The organism is Krasilnikovia sp. MM14-A1004 (assembly GCF_047159485.1).
Classification (GTDB): domain Bacteria; phylum Actinomycetota; class Actinomycetes; order Mycobacteriales; family Micromonosporaceae; genus Actinoplanes.
The window spans coordinates 1,799,261-1,825,143 of record NZ_AP038773.1 but is presented as its reverse complement, the minus strand read 5'-3'; the positions used below and the strand labels follow the sequence as shown (position 1 = coordinate 1,825,143).

Here is a 25,883-nt window from a genome sequence, read left to right as displayed (position 1 = left end):
GGTCTCTCCCCGGGTTCGTGCCGGGCCCCCGGGCGGGCGCCGGGCCGCGGCGGTGCGGCACCGGCGTCCGGCCGGGGGCGATGTGGTGCGGTCCCTCGCCTACGAGGTGGCGAAGAACAGGGTGGGGTTGGACCAGGTCGCCCCGGCCGACTTGGGCGCGACCACGGTCGCGGATGCGCCGTTGACCGCGGTGGACGCGGCCGGGTCGAACGCGACGGTCCGCAGCACGCCGTCCGTCGAGCCGTAGACGAGCTTGCCCGCGACCCAGGCGAGACCGCGCACGGAATGCCAGTCGATGCCCGAGGTGGGCAGCGTGAACTCGGTGCAGCCCACGATGGAACCGTCCGGCTCCAGGTAGCGGTAGTACAGCGCCCTGCCGCTGGCGGTCGTGTAGTACATGCGGCCCTGCAGGTAGAACGCGCCGGTCATGTCACCGGCCTCGTACCAGGAGTTGAAGCCGCTGCTGACCCACGGGGCGCCGACGGTGCCGCCGGTGAAGGTGGAGAGGTTCAGCACGTCGTTCTTCGCCCACCACAGCTTGTTCGACACCGAGAAGGTGGCCTTGGCCGAGGTGAGGTTCGGCTGGTTGGTCGACGTGGCCGCACCGACCCCGGACGGACCGTACGGCACCCTGGTCAGCTTGCCGTTGCCCGCGCCGAGATAGAGGTAGCCGGAGGCGGCCTGCGGCGCGTCGACCGGCGCCACAGTACGGCCGCCCGCGGTCGGGAAGTACGCCTGCCGCCCGTGGTACTCGCCGCCCACGCCGTCGGAGTCCTGCCCGATGAACAGCCCGGACGGGCCCTTCCACATCTCCCACACGATCGGGCCCCACGAGGTGCCACCCGGGGGCAGGTGGCTGCCCGGGGAACGGCCCGGGTTCCACGCCATCGGCAGGCCGTTACCGGGGTCGAGGGCGCCGAAGCCGTACCGGTCGATGCCGCCGGGGCCGGCCTTGTCGTTGCCGTTGGCGTTGTTCAGCCAGCGGAAGTGCCCGCCGAGGTAGACCACGTTGTCGGCGGCCTCCAGCGACGTGATGGAGTCGTGGCCGGTCCGGTCGACCCAGGTGGCGTCCAGGTTGCTGCCGCGCGCCGAGGTCTCCCAGCGGCTGATCGTGTCGCAGAACGCGTCCCCGCCGATGCCGCCGTCGGCGCCGATGACGAAGTAGCTGCCGTCATCGGAGAAGTCGACGTCGCGGGCGTAGAACGGGAACGTGTCGATCTGGCAGTCCGGCGCGAACCGCTGGGTGCTCCAGTCGGCCACCTTCGGCGTGCCGGACACGTCGATCATCACGACCTGCTCGCGGGCCAGGTCGTTGACCTTCCGGAAGTTGCCGGACGCCACGACGGTCCTGCCGTTCGGGGAGACCGTCAGCGCCCACACCAGTTCCGAGTCGGCGCGGGCGACGCTCGCGTCGATCTGGAACGTGGAGTCGATCGCGCCCGTGGTGGCGTTGAGCCGGGCCAGCAGCGAGTGCTTGGTCCCGTTGACGTAGTGGAACGCGCCCGCGAGGTACAGGTAGTTGCCGGACACGATCGCCCGGCGCACCACGCCGCCGTCGGCCCGCCCGGTGAAGCCGGCGACGGTCGCCCCGGTGGCCGGGTCGAGTTCGACGAGGTTCTTGCGGGCCACGCCGTTGACCGTGCCGAAGTTGCCGCCGACGATCAGCTTGCCGTCGGGGCTGACCGCCAGGGTCTGCACGGCGTTGTCGAGGCTGGGCTTGAAGCCGGTTTTGAGCGCACCGGTCGACGCGTCGTACGCGATCAGGTAGGTGACAGACGTCCAGCCGCTCGCCGTGGCGTTCTTGGCGCCGGTGAACGAGCCGCCCGCGTACACGGTGCTGCCGATCTGGGCGAACGCGCGCACGCTGCCGTTCTGCACGTGCGGGGTGGTGTCCGCGGGGTTCGCCGTGACGAGGGTGGACGTGACGTTCGGCGGGACGTACACGGCCTGGGCGGGGATGGCGCTCAGCGCGACCGTACTCAGCGCCGCGGCGGCCGCCACGACGGTGGCGGCGGCGCGGGGCCGGAGTCGACGGGGCAGGGACACGTGCCCTCCTATTCGGAGTATGAGGGGTGGTGGGACGGGGTTTGCGTGAACCGGAACGGCACCGGTGCCGGTCCGGCCCGAACCGACCAGGCGGCCGCGGACCGCAGGTCGTCGAGGTCGATCTCGTCGGCCTCGCGGGCGACGACGAGGTTGCGGGCGGCCAGCTCCGCGGCCATGTCGGCCTGGTGGTCGTCGACGTGTTCGCCGTGGGCGCGGCGGCGCGGCACGTACACGGCGCGGCGGCCCGCCTGCATCGCGGCCAGTGCGGAGCCGACCCCGGCGTGGGTGATGACCACGTCCGCCTCGCGCATGGCGTGGTGCAGCTCGGCGACCGGCACCTGGGCGCGCGCCCCGGCGGGCATCTCGTCGACCACGGTCGCGCCGACCTGCCAGAGCACCTCCAGCTCCGGCGGCAGGATCCGGACCAGCCGGTTCAGCAGCCGCGGGAAGGTGAACCGCGGGTGGGTGCCCAGGCTCACCACCACTGTGCGTACGGGCGGGGGCACGGGCAGCGGCTCGGCGACGAACGCGTCGAAGATGGACCCGCCGAACCGCCAGGCGCCGCCCGCCCAGCCCGGATACTGGGTGTACAGCCGGACGCCGGGCAGCCGGGCGGCGAGCCGGCCGGTCAGCGACGGGCCCCGGGTGCGGGTCGCGCTCTCGATGTAGGTGCACTCGATCCCGGCCGCTCGCGCGGGCACGAAGAACGACACCGCCACGCTGGCCCCGGTGCTGATCACCCGGTCGTAACGCCCGGTGCGCAGCATCCGCCGCGCCACCGCGAGATCGCGGGCGGCGCCGACCAGGTCCCGGCTGGTGGCCGGGGGCACGTGCACGACGTCCTCACCGGCCAGCAGCGACCGGCTCTGCGGGCTGTCGAAGGTGACCCACCGGTGCGCGCCCACGCCGAGGCGCGGCCGCAGATCGTGCAGTTCGGCGAGGTGGCCACCCGTCGACGCGACCAGCAGCGTGGTCACGACGCCGCCTCCGGCCCGGTGCCGGGCGCAGCCGCGGCGATCAGCCTCGACGGCGCGGTGGGGCTCGGCGCAGGCCCCGCGACGCGCTCGACGCCGGGCGTGGGCCCGGGACGCGTCATGGGGCCCACCAGGACCAGCACCGCCACCGCCCAGCCGAGGAACAGCGCCGGTCCGAACAGCAGACCGGCGACCACGTCGGTGAGCCAGTGCTTCTGCACGTACATCCGGGTGTAGCCCTCGACGACCGCCAGCACCAGCACCGCGGTGCCCAGGCCGACGCGGGCCCGGCGCCCGAGCCGGAAGGTCAGCGCCGCGAACAGGGCCAGCGCCCCGAAGGTCATCACGATCCGGGCCACCCCACCCGACGGGTACGTGCCCAGCCCGGTCGGCGGGTGCCCCCTGTGCACCATGCCGGCGAGCACGGCCTGCACGTACTGCTCCAGCGGGAACGACGCGAGGATCGCGAGGAGCGGGATCCAGAACCGGCGCCGCCACAGGGCCGCGAAGACCACGGCGCCGGCGACCGTCACCACCTTCAGCGGGGCCCGGTCCCCCAGCACCGTGTACGCCCAGTTGAGGCGCCCGAACGACGGGTCGAGCCGGGTACCGATCCAGGCGTGGACGGGCACGTCGAGGCCGGGCTCCAGCCGGTGTGCCAGCTCACCGAGCGGCCAGAACACCGCCACCACGGCGGCCACCCAGGCCAGCAGGAACGCCACCGCGGTGGCCGGGCGCCCGATCGTGGACACCAGGGCGGACAGCGCCGCGCCCACCCGGCCCGCGAGCCGGCTGCGCGTCCAGTGCCGGCCCGGCCCGTACGCCAGCGCCGGACCCGCGACCGCGGGCAGCAGCACCGCCAGCGCGGCCGCGACGTACACAATCACCGATGAACCCGTCCCATCCTGCGTCGTCACCGGCAAGCTCACCGGCAATCCCCTGCGGCGCCCGGTCGCCGCTTCCCCGCGCCGGGAGTACGCGCTGCTAGTACGCCCCCGCGCCGCGCCGGACCGCGATCGCGGTGCGCAGCAGAATCACCAGGTCGACTGTGAGCGACCAGTTCTCCACGTACCGCAGGTCGAGGCGGATCGAGTCCTCCCAGGAGAGATCGGAGCGGCCGCTCACCTGCCACAGCCCGGTCATGCCGGGCTTGACCATCAGCCGCCGGCGCATGTCCTGCGGATACCGCTCGACCTCGGCGGGCAGCGGCGGGCGCGGCCCGACCAGCGACATGTCCCCGAGCAGGACGTTGATCAGCTGGGGCAGCTCGTCGAGGGACCACCGGCGCAGCACCCGGCCGGCACGGGTCACCCGCGGGTCCCGGCGCATCTTGAACAGCACGCCCGTGGACTCGTTCTGCCCCCGTACGTCGTCGAGCCGCTGCTCGGCGTCGACGTGCATGGTCCGGAACTTGAACATCCGGAACGGCTCGCCGCCGCGACCCACCCGGGTCTGCCGGAAGAACACCGGGCCGCCGGTGTCCAGCCGCACCACCAGCGCCACCGCCAGGAACACCGGGGCCGACACCAGCAGCAGCACGGCGGCCAGCGACAGGTCGAACAGCGACTTGACCAGGCGGCGGCCGCCGCCGAGGCGGGGGTGCTCGATGTGCATCATGGGCAGCCCGTCGACCGGGCGGACCGTGACCCGGTCCCCCGACGTGTCCACCAGCGACGAGGAGACGATCAGGTCGATGTCGTCGCGTTCCAGCTCCCAGGCGAGCCGGCGCAGCATGGCGCCGTCCAGCTCGGGGCAGGACAGCACCATCACGGTGTCCGCCCCGGCCGCCGCGGCGCAGTTCGCGGCGGCGGACAGGGGGCCGAAGACCGGCACGGAGCCGGCCGCCGAGGCCAGCTGGCCGTCGGGTACGCACGCGCCCACGACCTGCAGGCCGTGGTGGTGGCGCCGGTGCAGCTGGTCGGCCAGCCGGGCCACCGCGTCGGCGTGCCCGAGAGCGAGGACCCGATGCATGCAGGTGCCGCGGCGGCGCGCCCTGTGCAACGCCCGGCGCAGCGCGAACCGGCCCAGCAGCGAGCCCACCGTGGTGAGCACGAGCACGATGAGCAGGTAGCCGCGGGCGACCCCGGCGTGCGCGACGTACGCGGCGAGGGCGGAACCGGCCGTGAGCCGGCCCGCGGAACGCAGCACCCGCTGGTACTCCTCGGTGCCGACGAACAGCAGCCGCCGCTCGTACCCGCGGGTGAGCGCGAGGATCGCGACCCAGACCAGCGGGATGAGTACGGACAGCGCGAGATACCAGTTCGCGTACCGGGCGCCCTGGAAGCGCAGCACGAAGGCGGCCAGGGTGGCGGTCACAGCGGCGCCGACGTCGACGATCAGCAGATATCTGACGTAGCGCGCCTCCCACACCCAGCGGTCGGCATGCCCGCGTCCGGCGACACCACCGAGATCCCGTTCAGTGGTGCCGAAATACGCCGCCGTCACCGGCGGCGGTGATGTTTCCGCAAAAGGCGTTGTTGCTGTAAATGATGCTGGCGCGGCGCTGTCCGCCGCGGTATCCGTCGTGGTCACGACGCCTTGCCTCCAGTGAGACCCCACGCCCACTCGGCATTTTCATGCACGGCACCAAGACGTCTCCACCCCTGTCAACCGCGGAAAACGGTTGGTCAAAGGCGGCGACGCCGGACTGTTTACAGGTGGGAACCCGACCCCTCGATCGCGCTTTCGATAAACGACAGGCGCAATGCGCGGACGCCGATCCCGGGTGACATCCGTGGCATTGCAGATGGACTCACGTCCACGCCGGACAAAATAGCAAGGGCACCGACCCCCACGGAAGGCGGAAGCGCACCCTTACCATCCGCACCGGATTATGCATTGGCGGTTACGATTTGCCCGGCGGTGTGAATCGGGCCACCGCACGGTAGCACAAATGACACCCCGCACAAGCCTTCGGGCACTGCCGATCATCAATGACCTGCATCGACAACCACGAAACTACCGGCCAGCTACGGAGAGTCACCCGATCGGGTGCACGGCGGTGGCGATCCGCCCGCTCACTCCCAGCGGAACCGGCGGGCGGCGGCCGCCAGCGCACCGGCCGCCCACAGCAGGAGGCTGACCCAGATCCAGCCGTCGACGGGGGCCCCGCCGGTGAGGGTGGCGCGCAGCGCGGCGGCGTGCGCGGCCAGCGGCAGCAGGAAGTATCCGGCCGGGCCGAGATCCGGCGCGGCGAACATGACCCCGCCCGCGGCCAGCATCACCACGTAGATCAGGGTCGCCGCCGCGGTCACCGTCTCGGGCCGCAGCAGGCTGGCCAGCAGCAGCGCCAGCCCGCAGTACGCCGCCGTGGCCAGCGCGGTCACACCCACCGCGGGCAGCAGCTGGCCGAGCTGCGGACGCCAGCCCACCGCGACACCCACGACCGCCAGCACGAGCAGCTGCACCGCGACCAGGCACCACACCGCCGCCGTCTTCGCGGCCAGCAGGCCGGGCCGGGTCAGTGGCGAGGCGCCGAGCCTTTTCAGGACGCCGTAGCTGCGCTCGTACCCGGTGGTGATGGCCTGGCCGGTGAACGCCGTCGACAACACCGTCAGGGCCAGCACGCCGGGCACGACGTAGCCCGGGCGGTCGGCACCGGGCACATTGGTCGCGCGGGTCAGGGTCGCGCCGAGCAGGACCAACAGGGGTACGCCCATCGCCAGCACGACGGCCTCGCCCCGGCGAGCGGTGAGCAGCAGCTCCGTACGGATCTGGCGGGACAGGACGGCACGCATCGGCGCGCGGCCCGGTGCCGGTGTGAAGGTTCCCGGCATCGCTGCCCTCCCGTTCACCTGCTGGCCCCGGCCGTGAGGGCCAGGTAGACGTCTTCGAGGGTGCGCCGCCGGGTGTCGACGCTGGTGACCCGGGCGCCCCGGTCCGCGAACCAGCCCAGCACCCGGGCAAGGGCGTCGGTGTGCAGCGGCCCGGCGAGCGCGTACTCGCCGGGCGAGGCCTCGGTGACCGTGACGCCGGGCAGATGGGCGGCCAGGTCGCCGACCGGCAGCTCCGGGTCGGCGCGGACCTGCAGCAGGTCGATGCCCGCGGCGGCGGTCAGCTCGGCCGGGGTGCCGGTGGCGGCGACCACCCCGGACCGCATGATCACCACGTGGTCGGCCAGCCGTTCGGCCTCGTCGAGCAGGTGCGTGGTCAGCAGGACCGTGACGCCGTCCGCGCGCAGTTCCTCCACCAGGGCCCAGGTGGTGTGCCGGGCCTCGGTGTCCATGCCCGCGGTCGGCTCGTCCAGGAAGACCAGCTCCGGGCGCCCCACCAGGGCGACCGCGAGGGCCAGGCGCTGCTGCTCGCCGCCGGAGAGGCGACGCACCGTGGTACGGGCCACCCGGCGCAGACCCAGCCGGTCCAGCAGCATCCCGGTGTCGAGCGGGTGGGCCGCGAACGAGGCGAACAGCTGGAGGATCTCGCCCGCGGTGGCCCACGGGTACATCCCGCCGGCCTGCAGCATGATGCCGAGCCGGGGCATGAGCGCGTCGTGGTCGGCGACCGGGTCCAGCCCCAGCACCCGTACGGTGCCCGCGTCCGGGCTGCGGAAGCCCTCGCACACCTGCAGCAGGCTGGTCTTGCCGGCGCCGTTGTTGCCGAGCAGCGCCAGCACCGCGCCGCGCGGAACGGCCAGCGACACCCCGTCGACCGCGGTGCGGGTGCCGTAGCGGATCACCAGATCCCGCACCACCACGGCGTCTTCGTCGCCCATCTCTGCCCTCCGTCTCGCCGCGGCAACGATACCGAGGCCCCCGGTGTGCTCCCGGTCACCGTCGGTGCAGGCGCTCCCCGTCCGGCCACCGGGTACGCGGGGCGGCGCGCGCCGCTCGGTATCGTGCGCGCGTGACCGACAACAGCGCCGTGGTGGAGATCTACACGGATGGGGCGTGCGTCCCGAATCCGGGCCCGGGCGGGTGGGGCGCCGTGCTGCGCTACGGCACCGCCGAGAAGGACCTGTGCGGCGGCGAGGCCACCACGACGACGAACAACCGGATGGAGCTGATGGCCCCGATCCGGGCGCTGGAGAGTCTGACCCGGGCGCCACTGACCGTCCTGCTGTACACCGACAGCATCTACGTCCGCGACGGCATCACGAAGTGGCTGCCGCGGTGGCGGGCCAACGGGTGGCTGACCGCCGCCCGGCAGCCGGTGAAGAACGTCGACCTGTGGCAGCGCCTGGACGAGGCTGTGCAGCGGCACGACGTGCGGTGGCACTGGGTGAAGGGCCACAACGGCCACCCGGAGAACGAGCGCGCCGACCGCCTCGCCGCCCGCGGCCTCCAGGAGGCCCTGGCCGCCGCGACACCGATGAGCCGTGGGGCGGCTACGGGCACGGCCGGCCGGCGCCGGTAACGCCGGCCTCCTCAGCGCAGGACGCGGAAGCGCAGGCTGACGCGTTGGCCGACCTCGGTCAGGCCGGTGCGTTCCAGCTTGACGCCGGCCAGTCTCGGGTCGTCGAAGAGGCGGGTGCCGGCGCCGAGGAAGACCGGCATCACGTCGACCCGTACCTCGTCGACCAGGCCCGCCACCAGCAGCTCGGTGCCGAGCCGGGCCCCGCCCACGATCTGCACCGCCCGGTCCCCCGCCGCGGCCCTGGCCTGCCGCACCGCGGACTCCGCGCCGTCGGTGACGAACGTGAACGTCAGGCGGTCGTTCTCGCGCGGGTGCCGGGCCGGTGGGTGGCTGGTCACCACGAACAACGGCACCTGGAATTCGTAGAAGTCCGCGATCGTGTCCGGGTCCTCCGGCATCTCGAACGAGTGGCGCCCCATCACGACCGCGCCCGCCTCGGCGATCATCTCGTCCATGTAATCCGTGCCGTGCAGCGCCGCCAGGTCCTGATACAGCCCGCCGGAGTCGCCGTGCTCGTCGGCGACGAAGCCGTCGAGCGAGATCGTCATGCCGCCGATCACCTTGGCCATGCGGCACCTCCTCTCACCGCAGACCGGTGTATCAGAAGGCACCGACAAAGGCGCCCCGCTCAGGACGAGCGCGGCTTCGGCACGGTGATCCGGGTCGTGGGCCGCGCCGCGACCTCCGCGTCGACGCCGCCCCCGCCGCCGTGCACCTTGGCGCGGGCGACCCGGTCGGCCGGCAGCCGGTACGTCGGGCCCTGCACCAGCTCGTCGGGCACCTGGTGGCGGCCGGAGGGCTCGACGGCCGGCAGGGGATCCGCCGAGCCCTCCACCACAGCGGTCGAGGGAACGATCACCGTGGCCGACCCGCTGATCGCGGCCCGATCGCCGCGGCGTGGCGAGATGATGCGCGCGGCCAGGCTGAACACGCTGCGGGTGGCCGTGTCGTACCCATCGCGGAACGCCTCGTCGCGGTCCAGCCCTGTCCGGTACCACTGGTGCAGGCGGCCGGCCGCGTACCCGGTGCACGCGATGAAGGCGGCCAGCAGCGACAGGAGCAGGACGGAGTTTCCCGGGGCGGTCATGCGAGAGATTCTGGCCAATGGGATAGACCGCAAGCTATGGCCCGTTTGACGTACCCCGATCGACGTACCGCTCTGCCCGGTCAGCGCGGACCTCGTCCGGGCGACGCCCGACGCCCATCAGGCGCCGCCCGGACGAGGGGTTTTCAGGCCGCGACCGCCGCGGGCACGGGGACCGGCGTCGCGGGCCGGGCACGCCGACGGCGGACGAACGGCGAGATGCGGGGGCGCCGCCGCGCGGCCAGGTCCTCCACCCAGCCGAGCGAGAGCACGCAGACCACGAGCATGGCCATGGCGATCGCGAAGTCGGCCAGGTACTGCAGCGTCTCGTTCGGAATCTCCCACAGCTTGAACGGGACGATCAGCGCGACCGCGATGGTGATGGCGACGTTGTGCCACAGGTAGATGGTGACCGCGCGGTTGTTCACCATGGACACGAAGCCGTCGACCGGGCGGGCCCGCGCCAGCCAGTTCATCCGCGGCGTCCAGCGCAGCAGCGCCAGGACGAATCCGATGGAGTAGACCGCGTACGCCACGGGCAGGTCGGGCAGGTTGACGCCGTTCTCCCCGGGATGCGTGTACGCCCAGCTCAGCGCGCCGGACACGCAGACCACGGCGATGCCGAGGACGACCGGGGCGCGCAGCCGGGCCAGGTCACCCTCGCGGTGTGCCATGCCGAGCACCCAGCAGGATCCGAACCCGAGGACGTTCAGCAGGACCCAGAACGTCGTCGCGCCGACCATGTCCGGGTACGCGGTGAGCAGCATGAGCGCGACCAGCGGCAGCAGCACGGTGGGCAGGTTCCACCGCCGGTAGAGCTTGAGCAGCACCGGTGAGAGCAGCACCAGCCACAGGTAGGTGACCAGGTACCAGAGCACGCCCGCGGCGGGGTAGCCGAACTCGCTGGACGGCGGGTCGGCGATGGGCAACGCCCACAACAGCAGGCGCGGCCAGGATGGACGGTCCGGCCAGCCATGATGGATCATGACGGGCACCGCGATCAGGCCCATCACCCACAGTGCCGGCAACAGGCGGCGCAGACGGTTACGCAGGGCGCGCGGGGTGTTGCGGTCGAGCGACTTGACCATCAGCGAGCCGCCGAGCGCGAACATCACCCCCATGGAGGGGAAGACCAATTCGAACGCGGCGACGGGAAATGCGTGAAACAGAACCACCCGAATCATGGCAACTGCACGGAGAGTGTCGAAGTATCGGTCTCGGCCGGCTTTTCTACCGTCCGCCACAACGCCTCCAGCTGCTCGTACTGTCGGTGACTGAACCGCGCGGCAGCTACAAAACGTAGTGTTCGGCACAACCTTCGCGGAGTCCCCGAACGGGCAGAACCGGGCACTGATCCGGCGGACGGGCAGGTACCTCTGCGGGCTGGGACCGCCGGATCTATCCGGTGCGCCACGACCCACGGCCGGACATCGATGCCATACTTGCGACCTCGATCGACGCACATTACGGAGCGCCATGTCCGCACCCGGGTCCGCTGACGGGCAGGCCGTACGACGGCCGACGCTGACCCAGGTGGCCGCGCTCGCGGGCGTCAGCCTGAAGACGGCGTCGCGGGCGCTCAACGGTGAACCGAACGTCGCCGAGACCACCGGGCACCGGGTACGCGCCGCCGCCGACGAGCTCGGCTACCGGCTCAACGGCATCGCCCGCGAGTTGCGCCGGGGCGCCACGTCGGCGCTCGTGGGCCTGATCAGCGGCGACCTCACCAATCCCTTCTACTCCGCGGTGGCCAGCGGCATCGAACGCGAGTTGCGCCAGCACGGCCTGCAACTCGTGACTGCCAACAACGACGAGGACGCCGAGCGGGAACGCGAGTTGGTCGACGCGTTCCTGGAACGCCGGGTGCGGGCGCTGCTCGTCGTGCCCAGCGGCACCGACCACGAGTACCTCGCGATCGAGGGCAACCGCGGGGTGCCGTTCGTCTTCCTCGACCGGCCGCCGGTCGGCATGGCCGCCGACGCCGTTGTCATCGACAACCACGGCGGCGCCCGGGCCGCCGCGCTGCACCTGGTGGGCGCCGGCCACCAGCGGGTCGCGCTGGTGACGGATCTGGCCCGGATGACACCGCAGCGGGGTCGCATCGACGGCTTCGTGCAGGCGATGACGGAGGCCGGCAACGACCAGTGGCGGCCGTATCTGCGTACGGATGTGCATGATGTGCAGCGCGCCGAGCGTACGGTCCGCGAGCTGCTGGACGCGGACCCGGCGCCGACCGCGCTGTTCACCACGAACAACCGGCTGACCATCGGCGCGTTGCGCGCGTTGCGGGATCATCCGCGACCGCCGGCGCTGATCGGCTTCGACGACTTCGACCTGGCCGACGTGGTGGGTGCGACGGTGGTCGCCCACGACGCCAGGGCGCTGGGGCGCTCGGCGGCCCGGCTGGCGCTGGAACGCATCGGCGGCCACGAGGGCCCGGCCCGCACGATCGTCATCCCGACGTCGGTGATCGCCCGCGGCTCCGGCGAGCGCGCCCCGAACTGACGCGGTCGCCCCGAACCGAACATCGACCGACCGTGGCGCACACAGCCGCAAACCGAGTCGAACAAGACCGCTCACGTTACAACACGGCTACAAGCACTGACCTGCGATTGACACCCCACAGCCGAAGGAGCAGCGTATTCGCCGTTGTCTGTGACAACGATGTCAAAGATTGGGGAGGACCATGGGCTTTACGCGACGGGCCGCGATGGCCGTAGTGGGCGTCGCCGCCCTGCTCACGGCATCCGCGTGCGGCGGCAGCGACAGCGACGGCGGCAGCGGATCCAAGAACGTCGAAGTGTTCACCTGGTGGGCGGACGGCGGTGAGAAGGCCGGGCTGGACGGCCTCGTCGGCGTCTTCGGCACCGCATGTGCGGGCCAGACATTCCAGAACGGCGCGGTGGCCGGCGGCGCCGGCGCGAACGCCAAGTCCGTGCTCGCGTCCCGACTGCAGCAGAACGACCCGCCGGACACGTTCCAGGCGCACGCGGGCGCCGAGCTGCTCGACTACATCAACGCGGGCCAGATCGAGGACATCAGCGCCGACTACGACGCCTGGGGCCTGAAGCAGGCGTTCCCGGCGGGCCTGATCGGCAACCTCACCGTCGACGGCAAGATCTACTCGGTGCCGGCGAACATCCACCGCGCCAACGTGGTGTGGTCCAACAAGAAGGTGCTCGCGGGCGCCGGCATCACCGCCGACCCCAAGGACATGACGGAGTTCCTGGCCGACCTCGACAAGCTCAAGGCCAAGGGCATCAAGGCACCGCTGGCGGTCGGCAAGGACTGGACCCAGCTGATGCTGTTCGAATCCGTGCTCATCACCGACCTCGGCCCGGAGAAGTTCACCGGACTGTGGCAGGGCAAGACGGACTGGAACGACCCCGCGGTCACCAAGGGGATCACCGACTTCCAGCACCTTCTCACGTACTCGAACAGCGACCGGGACGCCCTCGACTGGACCGACGCCGAGAAGCTGGTGATGGACGGCAAGGCCGGCTACCAGCTGATGGGTGACTGGGAGGCCGCGGACCTCGACGCCAAGGGCTTCAAGGACTACGGGTACTTCACGTTCCCCGGCAACGGCACCACCTTCCAGTGGCTGGCCGACTCGTTCGTGCTGCCCAAGGGTGCGAAGAACCCGGACGGCACCAAGTGCTGGCTGAAGACGGTCGGCAGCGCCGACGGGCAGAAGGCCTTCAACACAAAGAAGGGCTCCATCCCGGCCCGGATCGACGCCAACCCGGCGGACTACCCGAAGTACCAGCAGGCGGCCATGGCCGACTGGAAGTCCGCCACCCAGGTGCCGTCGTGCGCCCACGGCTCGGCCTGCTCGCAGGGCTGGCAGGGCGCGGCCAACTCGGCGCTCGGCGCCTTCTCCACCAACCAGGACGTCGCCGCACTGCAGAAGGCGCTCGCCGCAGCGGCGCAGCAGTACGCCGGCAAGTGAGAGACCGCGACGGCGGGGCGGTTGGCGGCCGCCCCGCCGTCGCACCATGAACCACCACGAAGGAGCCCGATGCGCCGACTCCGGCATTGGGGACCGGGCCTGCTGCTGCTCTCCCCCTCACTGATCCTGCTCGCCGTCTTCGTGTACGGGCTGATCGCTTGGACCACGAAGGTCTCCGTCTCCGACGAGCACAACGCCCGCGGCTCCAAGGGGTTCGTCGGGCTCGACAACTACGTCAACCTGTTCACCAACGACATCAACGACCGGTTCCTGCACTCGCTGAAGAACCTGCTGATCTTCACGGTCGTGTTCATGGCCGGGACGATGGTGATGGGCCTGCTCTGGGCGTTCCTGCTGGAGCGCGGGGTCCGCGGCGAGGGCTTCTTCCGTACGATCTATCTGTTCCCGATGGCGGTCTCGTTCGTCGCCTCCGGGGTGGTGTGGCGCTGGCTGATGAACCCCGGCACGGGTGACAACGCGGGCGGGCTCAACGCCGTGTTCGGCGCCGTGCACCTGGAGTTCCTGCAGAACACGTGGTGGACGAACCCGGACTGGGGCATGGCCGCGATGGCGATGCCCGCGATCTGGCAGCTGTCCGGCTACGTGATGGCGTTGTTCCTGGCCGGGTTCCGTGGCATCCCGCAGGAGCTGCGTGAGGCCGCCGCGATGGACGGGGCCAGCACGTACCGGCTGTACCGCAACGTCATCTTCCCGCAGCTCACGCCGGTGGCGTTGTCCGCGCTGATCATCGTGGGACACATGTCGATGAAGATGTTCGACCTGATCATGAGCGTGTCCGGCGCGCAGTGGCTCACCGAGGTGCCCGCGGTCTACGTCTGGCAGGCGCTGCTGACCAGCGACTACGCCAAGGCGGCCGCGATCTCGATCATCCTGCTGCTGCTCGTGGCGGTGGTTATCGTGCCGTACCTGATCTGGACCAATCGGACGGAGAAGAAGGCATGACCGACTGCACCGCGGCGGAGCAAGGGCCACGAGGGCATGCCGAAGGAGGCTCAGCATGACCGACTGCACCGCGGCGGAGCAAGGGCCAGGAGGGCATGCCGAAGGAGGCTCAGCATGACCGCCACCACGACTACCCGGTCGGCGGCCGGGCCGGTACCCGCGCCGCCGCCCGCCGCGCGGTCCACCACGTTCGGCACGGTCGCGGGCCGGGCCGTGAAGTACGCGCTCGTACTGTTCTTCCTGGTCGTCGTGCTCATGCCCGCGTACGTGCTGATCGTGACGAGCTTCAAGTCGGGCTCGGAGATCGGGGTGACCGGACAGTGGAACCTGCCCGAGCACTGGACGTTCGCGTCCTGGGCGAAGGCGTGGACGTCGCTGCGGCCGTCGTTCATCCGTACGTTCGAACTGGCCATCCCGGTCGCGGTGATCTCCTCGCTGATGGGCGCGGCGAACGGCTTCGTGCTGTCGCGCTGGCGCTTCCCCGGCGCCGACGTGGTGTTCACGCTGATCCTGTTCGGCATGTTCATCCCCTACCAGGCCGTCATGATCCCGCTGCGGGAGATCGTCACGACGCTCGGCATCCCGCCCGGCATTCCGACGCTGGTCTTCGTGCACTGCGTCTACGGCATCCCGATCTGCACGCTCATCTTCCGGAACTACTACGCCACCACGGTTCCGGAGGAGCTGATCGAGGCGGGCCGGGTGGACGGGGCGGGGCTGCTGCGCACGTTCTGGTCGCTGATCCTGCCGATCTCGATCCCCGGCTTCGTGGTGACGATCATCTGGCAGTTCACGTCGGCGTGGAACGACTACCTCTTCGCGATCTTCCTGTCGAACACCCGCAACGGCCCGATCACGATCGCGCTCAATGCGCTGGCGGGCGCCCAGTCGCCGGATTACGCGGCCTCGATGGCCGGCGCGCTGATCACCTCACTGCCCACGCTCATCGTGTACGTGCTGCTCGGGCGCTGGTTCATCGGGGGCCTCATGGCGGGCTCGGTCAAGAGCTGAACGCCCGATCCCACCGGTCCGCACGCACCGGGCGGGAACCACGCCGGGCCCTTACAGTGCGAGGGTGACCCCCGAGGCCGTGCCGTCCCCGATCCGGCGCACCGACGTCACCGCCCGGACAACGCGGGAGATCGAGCAGGACGAACGGGACGCGGTCCGGCGTACCACGGTCACGCTGCAGGTGACGCTCGTGACGCTGGTCTGGATGGTGTCGGTGTCGCTCGCGCTCGGCTGGGGTGTCACCGGCAACCCCGGCGGCCCGCCGGGCCGGGCGTTCACGCTCGCGTCCGTACTCGTGGTGCTGTTGCCGTTCGTCGCCGCGGTCATCGCGACCCGCAACGGCCGGGTCTGGCTGGGCGGGGTCTACGTCGTGCTCACCCTCGCCATGGTGGTGCCCGCGGTCATCATCGCCCGCGCAGCGAGCTGACCCCGCGCGGCGGCGCCGTCGGGCAGGATGGGCGCATGAGTACGGGCGGCGAGGAACGCGACGGCGTACCCCTGACGAACCTGGACCAGGAACTCTTCCCGGACGCCGGGGCGACCAAGCGGGACCTGGTCGACTATCTCGACGCCGTACGGGACAGCATCCTGCCGGTCCTGCGCGACCGCCCCCTGTCGGTCGTGCGCGTGCTGCGCGGCCAGGACCGCTTCTTCCAGAAGAACCTGCCCAAATACACCCCGGACTGGGTTCCGCGGGTGGCCGTGTGGGCGGAGGCCTCCCAGCGCGAGGTCCAGTACGCCCTGTGCAACGACCGCCGCACGCTGCTGTGGTTCGCCAACCAGCGGGCGGTCGAATACCACCCGACGCTCGCGCTCGCGGGCCAGCACCGCCCGACCCACCTCATCATGGATCTCGACCCCCCGGACGACGGCGGTTTCACTCTGGCGGTCCGCGCGGCGCGGCTCGTCCGGCAGGTGCTGGCGGACGCGGGCATGGCCAGCGCGGTGAAGACCAGCGGCGCCAAGGGAGTGCACGTGTTCGTGCCGCTGCCACCGGACGTGGCTGTGGAGGACGTGGCCGCGGCGACCCGGGCCGTGGGAGCCCGCGCGGAACGGCTCGACCCCGCGCTGGCCACCACCGCGTTCATCCGCGAGGACCGGCACGGCAAGGTGTTCCTCGACTCGACCCGCGCGGGCGGCGCGACCGTCGTCGCCGCGTACAGCCCACGGGTGCGGCCGGGCGTACCGGTGTCGTTCCCGGTCGGCTGGGACGAGCTGGACGACGTACGTCCCGCCGACTTCACGCTGCGCACCGCACCCGGACTGCTGGCCGGGGGCGACCCGTGGGCGCGGGCGATGCCCGCCCCGCAGCCGCTGGACCCCGGCCTGGTCGAGGAGGGACACACGATCCCGATCGCGCGGGTCGCGGCGATGCACGAGGGCAAGCGGCGCGCCCGCGCCCGCCGCGACACCGCACCCTGACGCCGACGCCGCCGCCATGGAGGAACCGCACGGTGCCGCTGACGAATGCGACGAGCGAAGGCTGTCCAACGCCTTGGCCGCATAGCCAGCCGCTCCGCTCACCTTACGAGATTGCCGAAGGAACCGTTGCGATACGGGATACATCCTGCATGGGACTTCGACGCGCTGCGTGGGTCAGAGCCCAGCCGACTTTCCAGCGTTCAAGTTGACGAATACCTGCACCGACCAACCTCGCCCCGGTTCAGGATTGACGTGCTCACGCAAGGGTCCGAGAAGAGAAAGGAAAGGATCAATCCATGCGTGGAATGCGACGAATCCTGACTATGGCGGCCGCGGTTGTCAGCGCCTTCGCGCTCACCGTCACCGCCTCGGCCGGGCCGGTGCAGGCCGCCGCAGGCCGGACCGGCTCGGTAGCCACAAGCCCGAGCACCACGGTCTTCGTTGACTCGAACATCTACAACGTCTACAGCGGACGGTGCCTGAACGTGGATCTGCGTCACGGACCGGTCCGCAACGGCACCAAGGTGCAGCTGTGGCGTTGCAATTACCGCGACAACGAACTGTGGACGTACTACTCCGACTACACCATCCGCAGCACCTATGACGGGCGCTGCCTGGAAGCGGACCGCCGGACCGCGTTCAGAAACGGCGGCAAGGTCCAGGTATGGGACTGCAACGGCCAGGACAACCAGATGTGGTCGATCAACTCCGACGGGACGATCGTCAACTGGTACTCCGGCCGCTGCCTGGACGGGGCGCGGAAGACCGCATTCAAGAACGGCGGCAAGGTTCAGGTGTGGCGGTGCAATGGCTGGGACAACCAGGAATGGGGTTGGTATTAGCCGTACCGCCGGTGGCTCACCCTGAGCCGCGCCCGGTTTGGCCTTGATGCCACCAAAAGCAGGGCTCCGACGTGGGCGGTCCGGATACGGATCGCCGTCGCTCGGAGCCCTGCGGCGGTCTGCCGCTGTCTCACGGAGGTGAACGCGAACACCGGACGTCAGGCAATCCCGTCGGCGGTATGCCAGTACAGGACCGGGCCGTCCGGGGTGCCGTCCGCCACGAGGGCGCGCAGGGCCGCCGCCGCCTTGGCGGTGTAGACCGGCTCGGTCACCAGTCCGGCCCGCTCGGTCAGCCAGCCGGCCGCGGCCGCCGACTCCGCGGTGGCCACCCCGTAGCCGGGGCCGAGCCAGTCGCGGCGCACGGTGAGCGGCGCCGGTCGCGTACCGTCCGGCAGGGACGCACCGGCGCGGCGCAGCAGCCGCGCCGCCGCAGCGGCCAGCCGGCGGACCTGCGCAGGACCCATCCGGGTACGGTCGTTGACCAGCACGCCCACCACCTCGGTGGGCAGCCCCGCCAGGGCCAGTCCGAGGGTGAGCCCGGCCGCCGTGCCGCCGGAACCGACCGGCAGCAGCACCCGCCGGGGCACCGGCAGCTCACCCCGCTCCACCTGGGCCGCGAGTTCGAACGCCGCCTCGACGTAGCCGAGGCAGCCGCGCGGGCTGGAGCCGCCGATCGGGAGCAGGGCCGGGCGCCGTCCGGTCACCGCGGCCTCGGCCAGGAAGCGGGCCGCGGCGACGTACCCGCCGGGGACCGTGCGGACGCGACGGACCCGGGCGCCGGTCGCGAGCACCGCGGCGAGCTGACGGGCGACGTGGTCGTCGTACGGCTGCTCCAGGGCGACGACGTCCACCCGCAGGGCAGCCGCGGCGGCGTACCGGGCCACGGCGACCGCGTGGTGGCTGCCGGTCCCACCGGCGGTGACCACGGTGCGCCGGCCCCGGCCGAGCAGGTCCGCGAGGGTCCACTCCAGCTTGCGGACCTTGTTGCCGCCGTAGACCGTCCCGTATCCGCTGTCGTCCTTGACCCAGACCTGCGGTTGCCCGGCGAGCGGGTGCACCGGGGTGGGGCCGGAGCCCAGCCGGCGGAACGGCAACCGGGCCGCCGCGCTCGGATACCGGACGTGCAGGTACGGCGGCGTCATCCGCTCAGGGTACGGCCAACACCCGCCGGTCGCGACGCTCAGCGATGGGACGATCTCGATGAGTTGACGCTATAAGCCGAGCGTAGACCCTATGTAGAAAATCTTGCGAGGGTCGATTACGGTGACCCGCATGGCGAACCCGTTACGAGTGACCGCCGCCGTCTCCAAGGTGCTGGCCGCGTTCCTCGAAGACCCGGAGGCCGACCGCTACGGCCTGGACCTGATGCGTGCCAGTGGGCATCCCAGCGGCACGCTCTACCCGATCCTGCTGCGCCTGCAGAACGCCGGCTGGGTCGAGGCGTACTGGGAGGAGATCGACCCCGTCGCGGCCGGGCGCCCGGCCCGCCGCTACTACCGGCTCACGCCGGACGGGCAGGTCCGCGCGCGCAGCGAGATCGCGGCCCTGCAGGCCCAGCTCAACCGGGGCCTCGGCACGGCGAAGCCGCAGACCGCATGACTTCCCCGCGCATGACGACAGCGGCATCCCTGGAGACCACCGGCGCACGGGAGGCGAGGTCGGCGTGACCACTGTGGACCGTTTCACCCGCTGGTGCCTGGCGCGCGCCGCCCGGCGCTGGCCGGCCGAGCTGCGCGCGGAGATGCACGCGGAGTGGCTGGCCGAGCTGGCCGCGATCGAGGCCGACCAGGGCACTGTGAAGCAGCGACTGGGGTACGCCGTGAGCCTGCTGACCGCGCCGCCGATCCGGGACGCGAACGGAGCCCCGCGCGGCTGGGGCGAGTCGCTGGCACCCGGCGCGCCGGTCATCGGCCTGCTGGTCGCCGCGCTGCTCACGCTGTCCGTGTCGTCGTACGCGCAGAGCCTCGCCTACCGGCTGCTCGACCTGGCCGGGGTGGCGCCGCTCTCGCCCGGCGCCGAATGGCTGACCTCCCTGGTCGCCGCCGCCATCACGCTGGCCTGGTGCCTGCCGGCCGGACGCTGGCTGGGCCGGCGCTGGCCGTTGTCGCGCACCGGCCGGTTCGGCGACGCCGGCCCGGCCGCACTCGCGCCGGTGGCGTTCGCGCCGATGGTGCTGGTGGCCGCGTTCCCCGACGGCGACCTGCCGCATCTGCTCGGCGTGCTGGCCGGGCTGCTGGTCTGGGCGACCGGCACCGCGGCGGTCGGCGTCGCCGCGGTGCGCGCCGCCGGACGGGGCCGGGCCGCGGCGCTGATGCTGCTCGGCGTGCCGCTGGTCAGCGCCCTCGCCGCTGTCGCGTCCACCGTTCCGTTCGCGCTGAGCAGCCGGGACGGTGCGGCCACGATGGTGGCGTCGCTGACCGTGGGTGAGATCCCCCCGGAATTCCAGGAGATCACGAACGGCCTCACCAGCCGCGGGTTCTACTACCAGGGCCCGTGGGCGCTGACGCTGGCCTGCTTCGCGGCGTTCACGCTGGCGTACGGCTTCGGCGCGCTGCGTCCACGCCGGGCACCGGTCCCGGCACCGGCCGCCGCGCCGGACGAGGCCCGGCAGCGCAGGCCGATGCCGGTGGCCGTGGTCCTGGCCGGTGCGGGTGCGCTCGCCGTTGCCGTGATCGGCTGGGCCTACACCCTGGCCATCCTCACTCCGGGAATGCAGGACGTCTCCGCGGCCGCGCCGATGCCCGGCGGCGACGGCGAGCTCTACATGTGGACCGCGGAGCTGCGCGCCACCACGATCCTGCTGGCCATGCTCGGCATGCTGGTCGCCACCGCGGACCGCCGGTTCGGCCCGGCCGCCACGTTGGTGGTCGGCGCCGGGCTGACGGTGGCGAACGCGGTGCTCAACCGGATGAGCCTCACCGGTGCGGGCGGGCTGCGGCTCGCGCTGCTGGTCGGGGTGGTGCCGGTGGTCATCGGCTGGGTGGTGGCCGGGCGCGCGATGCACGGCACCGCACTGCGCCGCGTCGCGGTCGGCGTCCTGGTGGCCGCGAGCGTGCTGCCGCTGATCATGTTGCAGGGCACGCCCGGCGTGAACCACCCGTTCCTGCCGGTCGGCCTGACGGTCACCACCATCGGCCTGGCGGTTACCGGCATGCTGCTGGCGGTCGTCCCGGCGCTTGCGTTCAGCCGCCGCCCGGTGCCGGTCTGGGCCGCGGTCCTGCTGGTCGTGGCGCCCGTCGCGCTGACCGTCGGGGTCGGAGTGGTCCCGCCTCCGCTGTCCGAGGACGACACCGGTCTCGGCGCACTCGGCGCGCTCGTCGCGCTGCCCCTCGCGGTGGTCTGTCTCGCGCTGCTGCGGCGGCATCGGGCGCGCCGGCCCTTCCGGACCGTCGCCGTGTGGACCGTGCTGACCGTGACGGCGCTGCCCGGCACGATCCTGATCGTCGCGGGCGGCGGGCTGCTGCTGAACTTCGTACCGAATCTGGTCTTCGACATCGACGGCGGCGGCTACTCGTTCGACGGGCTGTCGTTCGTGCCGGGTGCGGCGACCCTGGTGCTGCCGCTGGCCGCGCTGGCCGCGGCGCGCCTGGACGGCAGGGCCGGAACGCGCGAGCCCGCACCGGGCTCCGGTCCCGTGCCGTCGCCGGAATCCGCGGGGACGTCCGTGGCCGGCTGACGGCTTCGGCACCGGGGGACGCCTGACATCGATGTCAATCGAGTGTGGCCGAGGTCTTGCGCATCGATGGACGTGGACGTAAGCATGTGTCGCGGACGTTTCGTACGTTCGTGATTCGGGCACCGGCCCGCCCACCCCGCGAGCCGGCGCCCGGCGGCCGTTCGGCCGGGCTGACCCACCAGGCGAAGGAGACGGCATGCACCCGTCACGATGGGCCGCCGCGCTGTTCTCCGTCTCGCTCGTCGCCGCGGCCGCCGCCGTGGCGTGGGGCGGGGCGGCGTCCGCGGCGCCGACCGATCCCGCCGACAGCGGGACCGGGGCGTTCGCCTCCTCGTTCGAGCCGGGCGATCCGGCGCCGACGTGGACCGACACGGTCGAGACCGGCCCGGACGGCGCACCACGCAGCGGCGGCGTCGACGGCGCCGTCCAGGTCGGACTGCCGGGCAGTCTCCGCGAGCACGTCACCGGGGTCACGGTCAACGCCGAACCGAACCCGGACGAGAACGGCACCAACCTCAACGACGCCGACCCGGCCACCAAGTGGCTGGTGGACACGCCGACGAGCTGGGCCCGGTACGCCCTGGATGCCCCCGCCCGCGTCGTGCGGTACGCGCTCACCTCCGCCAACGACGCCCCGGAGCGGGACCCGCGCGACTGGACCCTGGAGGGCTCCGCGGACGGCACCACCTGGACGACCGTGGACACCCGCACCGGGCAGAGCTTCGACCAGCGGTTCCAGACCCACACGTACGAGGTGGCGAACCCGGCCAGCTTCGCGGTCTACCGGCTGAGCATCACCGGCCACCCGTCCGGCACCCTCACCCAGCTCGCCGACTGGCAGCTCGCCACCGAGGACACGACGACCCCGCCCGCGACGAACATGCAGAGCCGGGTCGGCACCGGCCCCGCCTCGTCCCCCACCGCGAAGGCGAATGTCGGCTACACCGGGCGCAACGCGTTCCAGATCGGCGGCCGCCACCTCACCGGCGGCCGGGCGTACGCGTACAACAAGGTCTTCGACGTCAACGTGACGGTGACCGACGACACCGAGCTGTCCTATCTCGTCTTCCCCGAGTTCAACCGGGACGACCTGAGCAACCCGGCCACGTACACGGCCGTGGATCTGGCCTTCACCGACGGCACGTACCTGTCTGATCTGAAGGCGACAGACCAGCACGGTGTCGTGCTCAGCCCGGCCGCACAGGGCGCCTCGAAGACCCTGTACACCCAGCAGTGGAACCAGCGCACCGCCCGGATCGGCGCGGTCGCGGCCGGCAAGATCGTCGACCGCATCCTGGTCGGCTACGACAAGCCCGCCGGGCCGACCAGCTTCCGGGCCTGGGTCGACGACATCGCGTTGCGCGTCGCGCCGCCCGCGGCGCCGCGCTCACACCTGTCCGAGTACGCGGACACCCGGCGCGGCACCCAGTCCTCGGGCGACTACTCGCGGGGCAACAACTTCCCGGCCACCGCGGTGCCGCACGGCTTCAACTTCTGGACCCCGGTCACCGACGCCGGAACGACGAACTGGCTGTACGAGTACCACCGCGACAACAACGCCGCGAACCGGCCGACCATCCAGGCGTTCTCCGCCAGCCACCAGCCCAGCCCGTGGATGGGTGACAGGCAGACGTTCCAGGTGATGCCGTCGGGTGCCACCGGCGTGCCGGATCCGGGCCGTGCCAACCGGGCCCTGGCGTTCGGGCACGAGAACGAGGTCGCCCGCCCGTACTACTACGGCGTCACGTTCGACAACGGGATGCGGACCGAGATCGCGCCGACCGACCACGCGGCGTTGATGCGGTTCACGTTCACCGGCAACCGGGGCAACCTGATCCTGGACAACGTCAACGCCAACGCGGGCCTGAGCATCGACGCCGCTAACCGGTCCGTCTCCGGCTGGTCCGACGTCAACAGCGGCGGCCTGTCCGCCGGATGGACCCGGATGTTCATGTACGCCGTCGCCGACCGCCCGGTGGCCGCCAGCGGTTCCCTGGCGAGCGGGAACCGCCCGTCGACCGGCTACCTGGCGTTCGACACCTCGACCGAGAAGACGGTCACGCTGCGGATCGCGACGTCGCTGATCAGCGTCGCGCAGGCCCGGCACAACCTGGAGCTGGAACTCGCCGCTTCCGCAACCCTGGAATCGGTACGCGACGCGGCCCAGCGGCAGTGGGACGCCCGCATGCACACCGTCGAGGTCGAGGGTGCCTCCGAAGACCAGCTCGTCACTCTCTATTCGAACCTGTACCGCCTGTTCCTCTACCCGAACTCCGGCTTCGAGAACACCGGCAGCGCCGAGGCGCCCGTGTACCGGCACGCGGTGCAGTCGTCGACCACCACCCCGGCCAGCACGCCGACTGAGACCGGCGCTCCGGTCAAGGACGGCAGGGTGTTCGTCAACAACGGCTTCTGGGACACCTACCGCACGACCTGGCCCGCGTATTCGCTGCTGACTCCCGGCGAGGCGGGCGAGATGGTGGACGGGTTCCTGCAGCAGTACCGCGACGGCGGCTGGATCTCCCGCTGGTCCGCGCCCGGCTACGCCAACCTGATGGTCGGCACGAGTTCCGACGTGGCGTTCGCTGACGCGTTCCGCAAGGGCGTCACCGTCGACGCGGAGACGGCGTACCAGGCGGCGCTGAAGAACGCGACGGTCACCCCGCCGAACGCCAACGTGGGCCGCAAGGGCCTGGCCACGTCGATCTTCAAGGGGTACACGCCGAGCGACGCCACCGGCGAGGCGATGTCCTGGGCGATGGACGGCTACATCAACGACTTCGGCATCGCCGGGATGGCCGCCGAACTCGCCAAGCGCGGCGGCCCCAAGGCATCCGAGTACGCGGAGCAGGCCGAGTACTTCCGCAACCGGGCCCAGAACTACGTGCACACGTTCGATGAGTCCGTGAAGTTCTTCCAGGGCCGCGACTCCGGCGGCACGTGGCGGCTGCCCGCCGACCGCTACGACCCGCGGGTGTGGGGCTACGACTACACGGAGACCGACGGCTGGAACATGGCGTTCCACGTGCCGCACGACGGCCAGGGCCTGGCCAACCTGTACGGCGGCCGCGACGCGCTCGCGAAGAAGCTGGACACGTTCTTCGCCACCCCGGAGACCGCGGGCTTCCCCGGCTCGTACGGCGGCACGATCCACGAGATGCTGGAGGCCCGCGACGTCCGCCTCGGACAGTACGGCCACAGCAACCAGCCCTCGCACCACATCATCTACATGTACGACTACGCCGGTCAGCCCGCGAAGGCACAGGCGCTGGTCCGCGAGGCGCTGTCCCGGCTGTACCTGGGCAGCGAGATCGGCCAGGGCTACCCCGGCGACGAGGACAACGGCGAGATGAGCGCCTGGTACGTCTTCAGCGCCCTCGGCTTCTACCCGTTGCAGATGGGCAGCCCCGCGTACGCGATCGGCTCGCCGCTGTTCACGAAGGCGACGGTGAACCTGGAGAACGGCAAGAAGATCGTCGTGAACGCGCGCAACAACAGCGCCCGCAACGTCTACGTGCAGTCGCTGACGGTCAACGGCCAGCCGTACACGTCGACGTCGTTGCCGCACGCGCTGCTGGCGGGCGGCGCGACGCTGAACTTCACGATGGGCGACCAGCCGTCGGACTGGGGCACCGGCGCCGACGCCGCGCCGCCGTCGCTGACCACCGGCAGCGCCGCGCCCGACCCGCTGCGCGACCTGGCCGCGCCGGGCAAGGGCACCGCGACCGAACCGGCCCTGGTCGACGACACGACGGCCACCCGGGTGGTGTTCCCCACGGCCACCCCGGCCTGGCAGTACCAGTTCACCAGCGCCGGGGAACGGGCCGAGTTCTACACCCTCACCTCGGGCGCGGTCGCGGGCGACCCGACCGGCTGGCGGCTGCGCGGCTCGTACGACGGCACCCGGTGGACGACGATCGACGAGCGCAGCGGGCAGAGTTTCGACTGGCGGCTGCAGACCCGGCCGTTCAAGATCGCGACGCCCGGCACGTACCGCTATTACCGCCTGGAGGTGACGGGGAACACCGGCCAGCCCAGCACCACCCTGGCCGAGGTCGAGCTGCTCGGGCATCCCGCCCCGGTGTGCTCCACCACCATCGCGGACACGGTGGTCGGTGCCCTGTCTGTGCGTTCCGGGGTGACCTGCCTGCGCGGGGCCACGGTCACCGGCCTGGTCAGCGTCCGCGACGGCGCCTCGCTGTACGCCACGGACGCGAACCTGCGCGGCGCGGTGACCGCCACGGACGCGGGCACCGTGTCGTTGCAGCACACCACCGTGACGGGGCCGGTCACCGCGACCGGCGCCGCCGCGGTGTCCATCGAGGACTCCACGGTTTCGGGACCGGTGTCGTTGCTGCGCAACCGCGGCACCGCACTGGTCTCCGGCAACACGATCGGCGGAGCGCTGACCTGTACGGGCAACCATCCCGCGCCGGTCGACAACGGCCTGGACAACACGGTGTCCGGCCCGCGCCGGGGTCAGTGCGCCACGCTCTGATCCCCCGGGAGTGCCTGCGCGCCGTGGTCCCACCGGGCCACGGCGCGTTGCATAGGGTGGGCT

21 protein-coding genes are annotated in these 25,883 nt (G+C 71.6%); 11 read left to right on the top strand and 10 right to left on the bottom strand.

Going from position 1 to position 25,883, the window contains the following annotated elements; all coding sequences use genetic code 11:
* Positions 1-99: 99 nt before the first annotated feature.
* The 6 genes from ACMCNN_RS08395 to ACMCNN_RS08370 form a co-directional block, all read right to left on the bottom strand.
* Positions 100-2,046, bottom strand: coding sequence for a hypothetical protein (locus ACMCNN_RS08395; protein WP_412745606.1), 1,947 nt, complete (start codon positions 2,044-2,046; stop codon positions 100-102).
* Between the two features lie 8 nt (positions 2,047-2,054).
* Entirely contained in the window at positions 2,055-3,023 is a 969-nt protein-coding gene (locus tag ACMCNN_RS08390; RefSeq protein ID WP_412745605.1) for a glycosyltransferase, read from the bottom strand.
* Complete coding sequence (locus ACMCNN_RS08385; protein WP_412745604.1) at positions 3,020-3,907, bottom strand: phosphatase PAP2 family protein; 888 nt, start codon at positions 3,905-3,907, stop codon at positions 3,020-3,022. Before ACMCNN_RS08385 ends, ACMCNN_RS08390 begins: the two co-directional genes overlap by 4 nt.
* Positions 3,908-4,004: 97 nt before the next feature.
* The gene (locus tag ACMCNN_RS08380) at positions 4,005-5,465 is read right to left on the bottom strand and encodes a sugar transferase (protein WP_412745603.1); all 1,461 of its coding nucleotides are present in this window, start codon (positions 5,463-5,465) and stop codon (positions 4,005-4,007) included.
* A 572-nt stretch (positions 5,466-6,037) separates the two neighbouring features.
* Positions 6,038-6,796, bottom strand: a complete 759-nt coding sequence (locus tag ACMCNN_RS08375; protein WP_412745602.1) for an ABC transporter permease — start codon at positions 6,794-6,796, stop codon at positions 6,038-6,040.
* A gap of 14 nt (positions 6,797-6,810) precedes the next feature.
* Positions 6,811-7,731: an ABC transporter ATP-binding protein gene (locus ACMCNN_RS08370; protein ID WP_412745601.1), complete on the bottom strand. Its 921-nt coding sequence runs from the start codon at positions 7,729-7,731 to the stop codon at positions 6,811-6,813.
* Between the two features lie 131 nt (positions 7,732-7,862).
* Here ACMCNN_RS08370 and rnhA point away from each other — a divergent pair, with 131 nt between their 5' ends.
* Entirely contained in the window at positions 7,863-8,372 is a 510-nt protein-coding gene (rnhA, locus tag ACMCNN_RS08365; RefSeq protein ID WP_412745600.1) for a ribonuclease HI, read from the top strand.
* 11 nt (positions 8,373-8,383) lie between these two features.
* Here the strand turns inward: rnhA and ACMCNN_RS08360 are convergent, their stop codons facing one another.
* The 3 genes from ACMCNN_RS08360 to ACMCNN_RS08350 form a co-directional block, all read right to left on the bottom strand.
* Positions 8,384-8,941: a dihydrofolate reductase family protein gene (locus ACMCNN_RS08360; protein ID WP_412745599.1), complete on the bottom strand. Its 558-nt coding sequence runs from the start codon at positions 8,939-8,941 to the stop codon at positions 8,384-8,386.
* Positions 8,942-9,000: 59 nt separating this feature from the next.
* On the bottom strand, positions 9,001-9,459 hold the full coding sequence (locus tag ACMCNN_RS08355) for a hypothetical protein (protein WP_412745598.1): 459 nt from the start codon (positions 9,457-9,459) through the stop codon (positions 9,001-9,003).
* A 143-nt stretch (positions 9,460-9,602) separates the two neighbouring features.
* Complete coding sequence (locus ACMCNN_RS08350; RefSeq protein ID WP_412745597.1) at positions 9,603-10,934, bottom strand: acyltransferase family protein; 1,332 nt, start codon at positions 10,932-10,934, stop codon at positions 9,603-9,605.
* Here ACMCNN_RS08350 and ACMCNN_RS08345 point away from each other — a divergent pair.
* The 7 genes from ACMCNN_RS08345 (at position 10,933) to ACMCNN_RS08315 (ending at position 17,646) form a co-directional block, all read left to right on the top strand.
* Positions 10,933-11,961, top strand: coding sequence for a LacI family DNA-binding transcriptional regulator (locus ACMCNN_RS08345; protein WP_412745596.1), 1,029 nt, complete (start codon positions 10,933-10,935; stop codon positions 11,959-11,961). The genes ACMCNN_RS08350 and ACMCNN_RS08345 overlap by 2 nt on opposite strands.
* Positions 11,962-12,142: 181 nt before the next feature.
* Positions 12,143-13,408 carry an ABC transporter substrate-binding protein gene (locus ACMCNN_RS08340; RefSeq protein ID WP_412745595.1) on the top strand — a complete coding sequence of 422 codons (1,266 nt, stop codon included), beginning with the start codon at positions 12,143-12,145 and terminating at the stop codon, positions 13,406-13,408.
* Positions 13,409-13,477: 69 nt separating this feature from the next.
* Positions 13,478-14,371, top strand: a complete 894-nt coding sequence (locus ACMCNN_RS08335; RefSeq protein ID WP_412745594.1) for a carbohydrate ABC transporter permease — start codon at positions 13,478-13,480, stop codon at positions 14,369-14,371.
* Between the two features lie 114 nt (positions 14,372-14,485).
* Positions 14,486-15,382, top strand: a complete 897-nt coding sequence (locus ACMCNN_RS08330) for a carbohydrate ABC transporter permease (RefSeq protein ID WP_412745593.1) — start codon at positions 14,486-14,488, stop codon at positions 15,380-15,382.
* A gap of 64 nt (positions 15,383-15,446) precedes the next feature.
* Positions 15,447-15,809: a hypothetical protein gene (locus ACMCNN_RS08325; RefSeq protein WP_412745592.1), complete on the top strand. Its 363-nt coding sequence runs from the start codon at positions 15,447-15,449 to the stop codon at positions 15,807-15,809.
* 35 nt (positions 15,810-15,844) lie between these two features.
* The gene (ligD, locus tag ACMCNN_RS08320) at positions 15,845-16,804 is read left to right on the top strand and encodes a non-homologous end-joining DNA ligase (protein WP_412745591.1); all 960 of its coding nucleotides are present in this window, start codon (positions 15,845-15,847) and stop codon (positions 16,802-16,804) included.
* Between the two features lie 323 nt (positions 16,805-17,127).
* Positions 17,128-17,646 (top strand): ricin-type beta-trefoil lectin domain protein, encoded by a 519-nt coding sequence (locus ACMCNN_RS08315; protein ID WP_412745590.1) that lies wholly within the window; start codon positions 17,128-17,130, stop codon positions 17,644-17,646.
* A 158-nt stretch (positions 17,647-17,804) separates the two neighbouring features.
* Here the strand turns inward: ACMCNN_RS08315 and ACMCNN_RS08310 are convergent, their stop codons facing one another.
* Positions 17,805-18,788, bottom strand: coding sequence for a pyridoxal-phosphate dependent enzyme (locus ACMCNN_RS08310; RefSeq protein ID WP_412745589.1), 984 nt, complete (start codon positions 18,786-18,788; stop codon positions 17,805-17,807).
* A gap of 130 nt (positions 18,789-18,918) precedes the next feature.
* Here ACMCNN_RS08310 and ACMCNN_RS08305 point away from each other — a divergent pair, with 130 nt between their 5' ends.
* The 3 genes from ACMCNN_RS08305 (at position 18,919) to ACMCNN_RS08295 (ending at position 25,820) form a co-directional block, all read left to right on the top strand.
* A complete protein-coding gene (locus ACMCNN_RS08305) occupies positions 18,919-19,245 on the top strand; it encodes a PadR family transcriptional regulator (RefSeq protein WP_412745588.1) in 327 nt (108 codons plus the stop codon).
* Between the two features lie 64 nt (positions 19,246-19,309).
* Positions 19,310-21,322: a hypothetical protein gene (locus ACMCNN_RS08300; protein ID WP_412745587.1), complete on the top strand. Its 2,013-nt coding sequence runs from the start codon at positions 19,310-19,312 to the stop codon at positions 21,320-21,322.
* Positions 21,323-21,518: 196 nt separating this feature from the next.
* Positions 21,519-25,820: a GH92 family glycosyl hydrolase gene (locus ACMCNN_RS08295; protein ID WP_412745586.1), complete on the top strand. Its 4,302-nt coding sequence runs from the start codon at positions 21,519-21,521 to the stop codon at positions 25,818-25,820.
* Positions 25,821-25,883 lie beyond the last annotated feature (63 nt).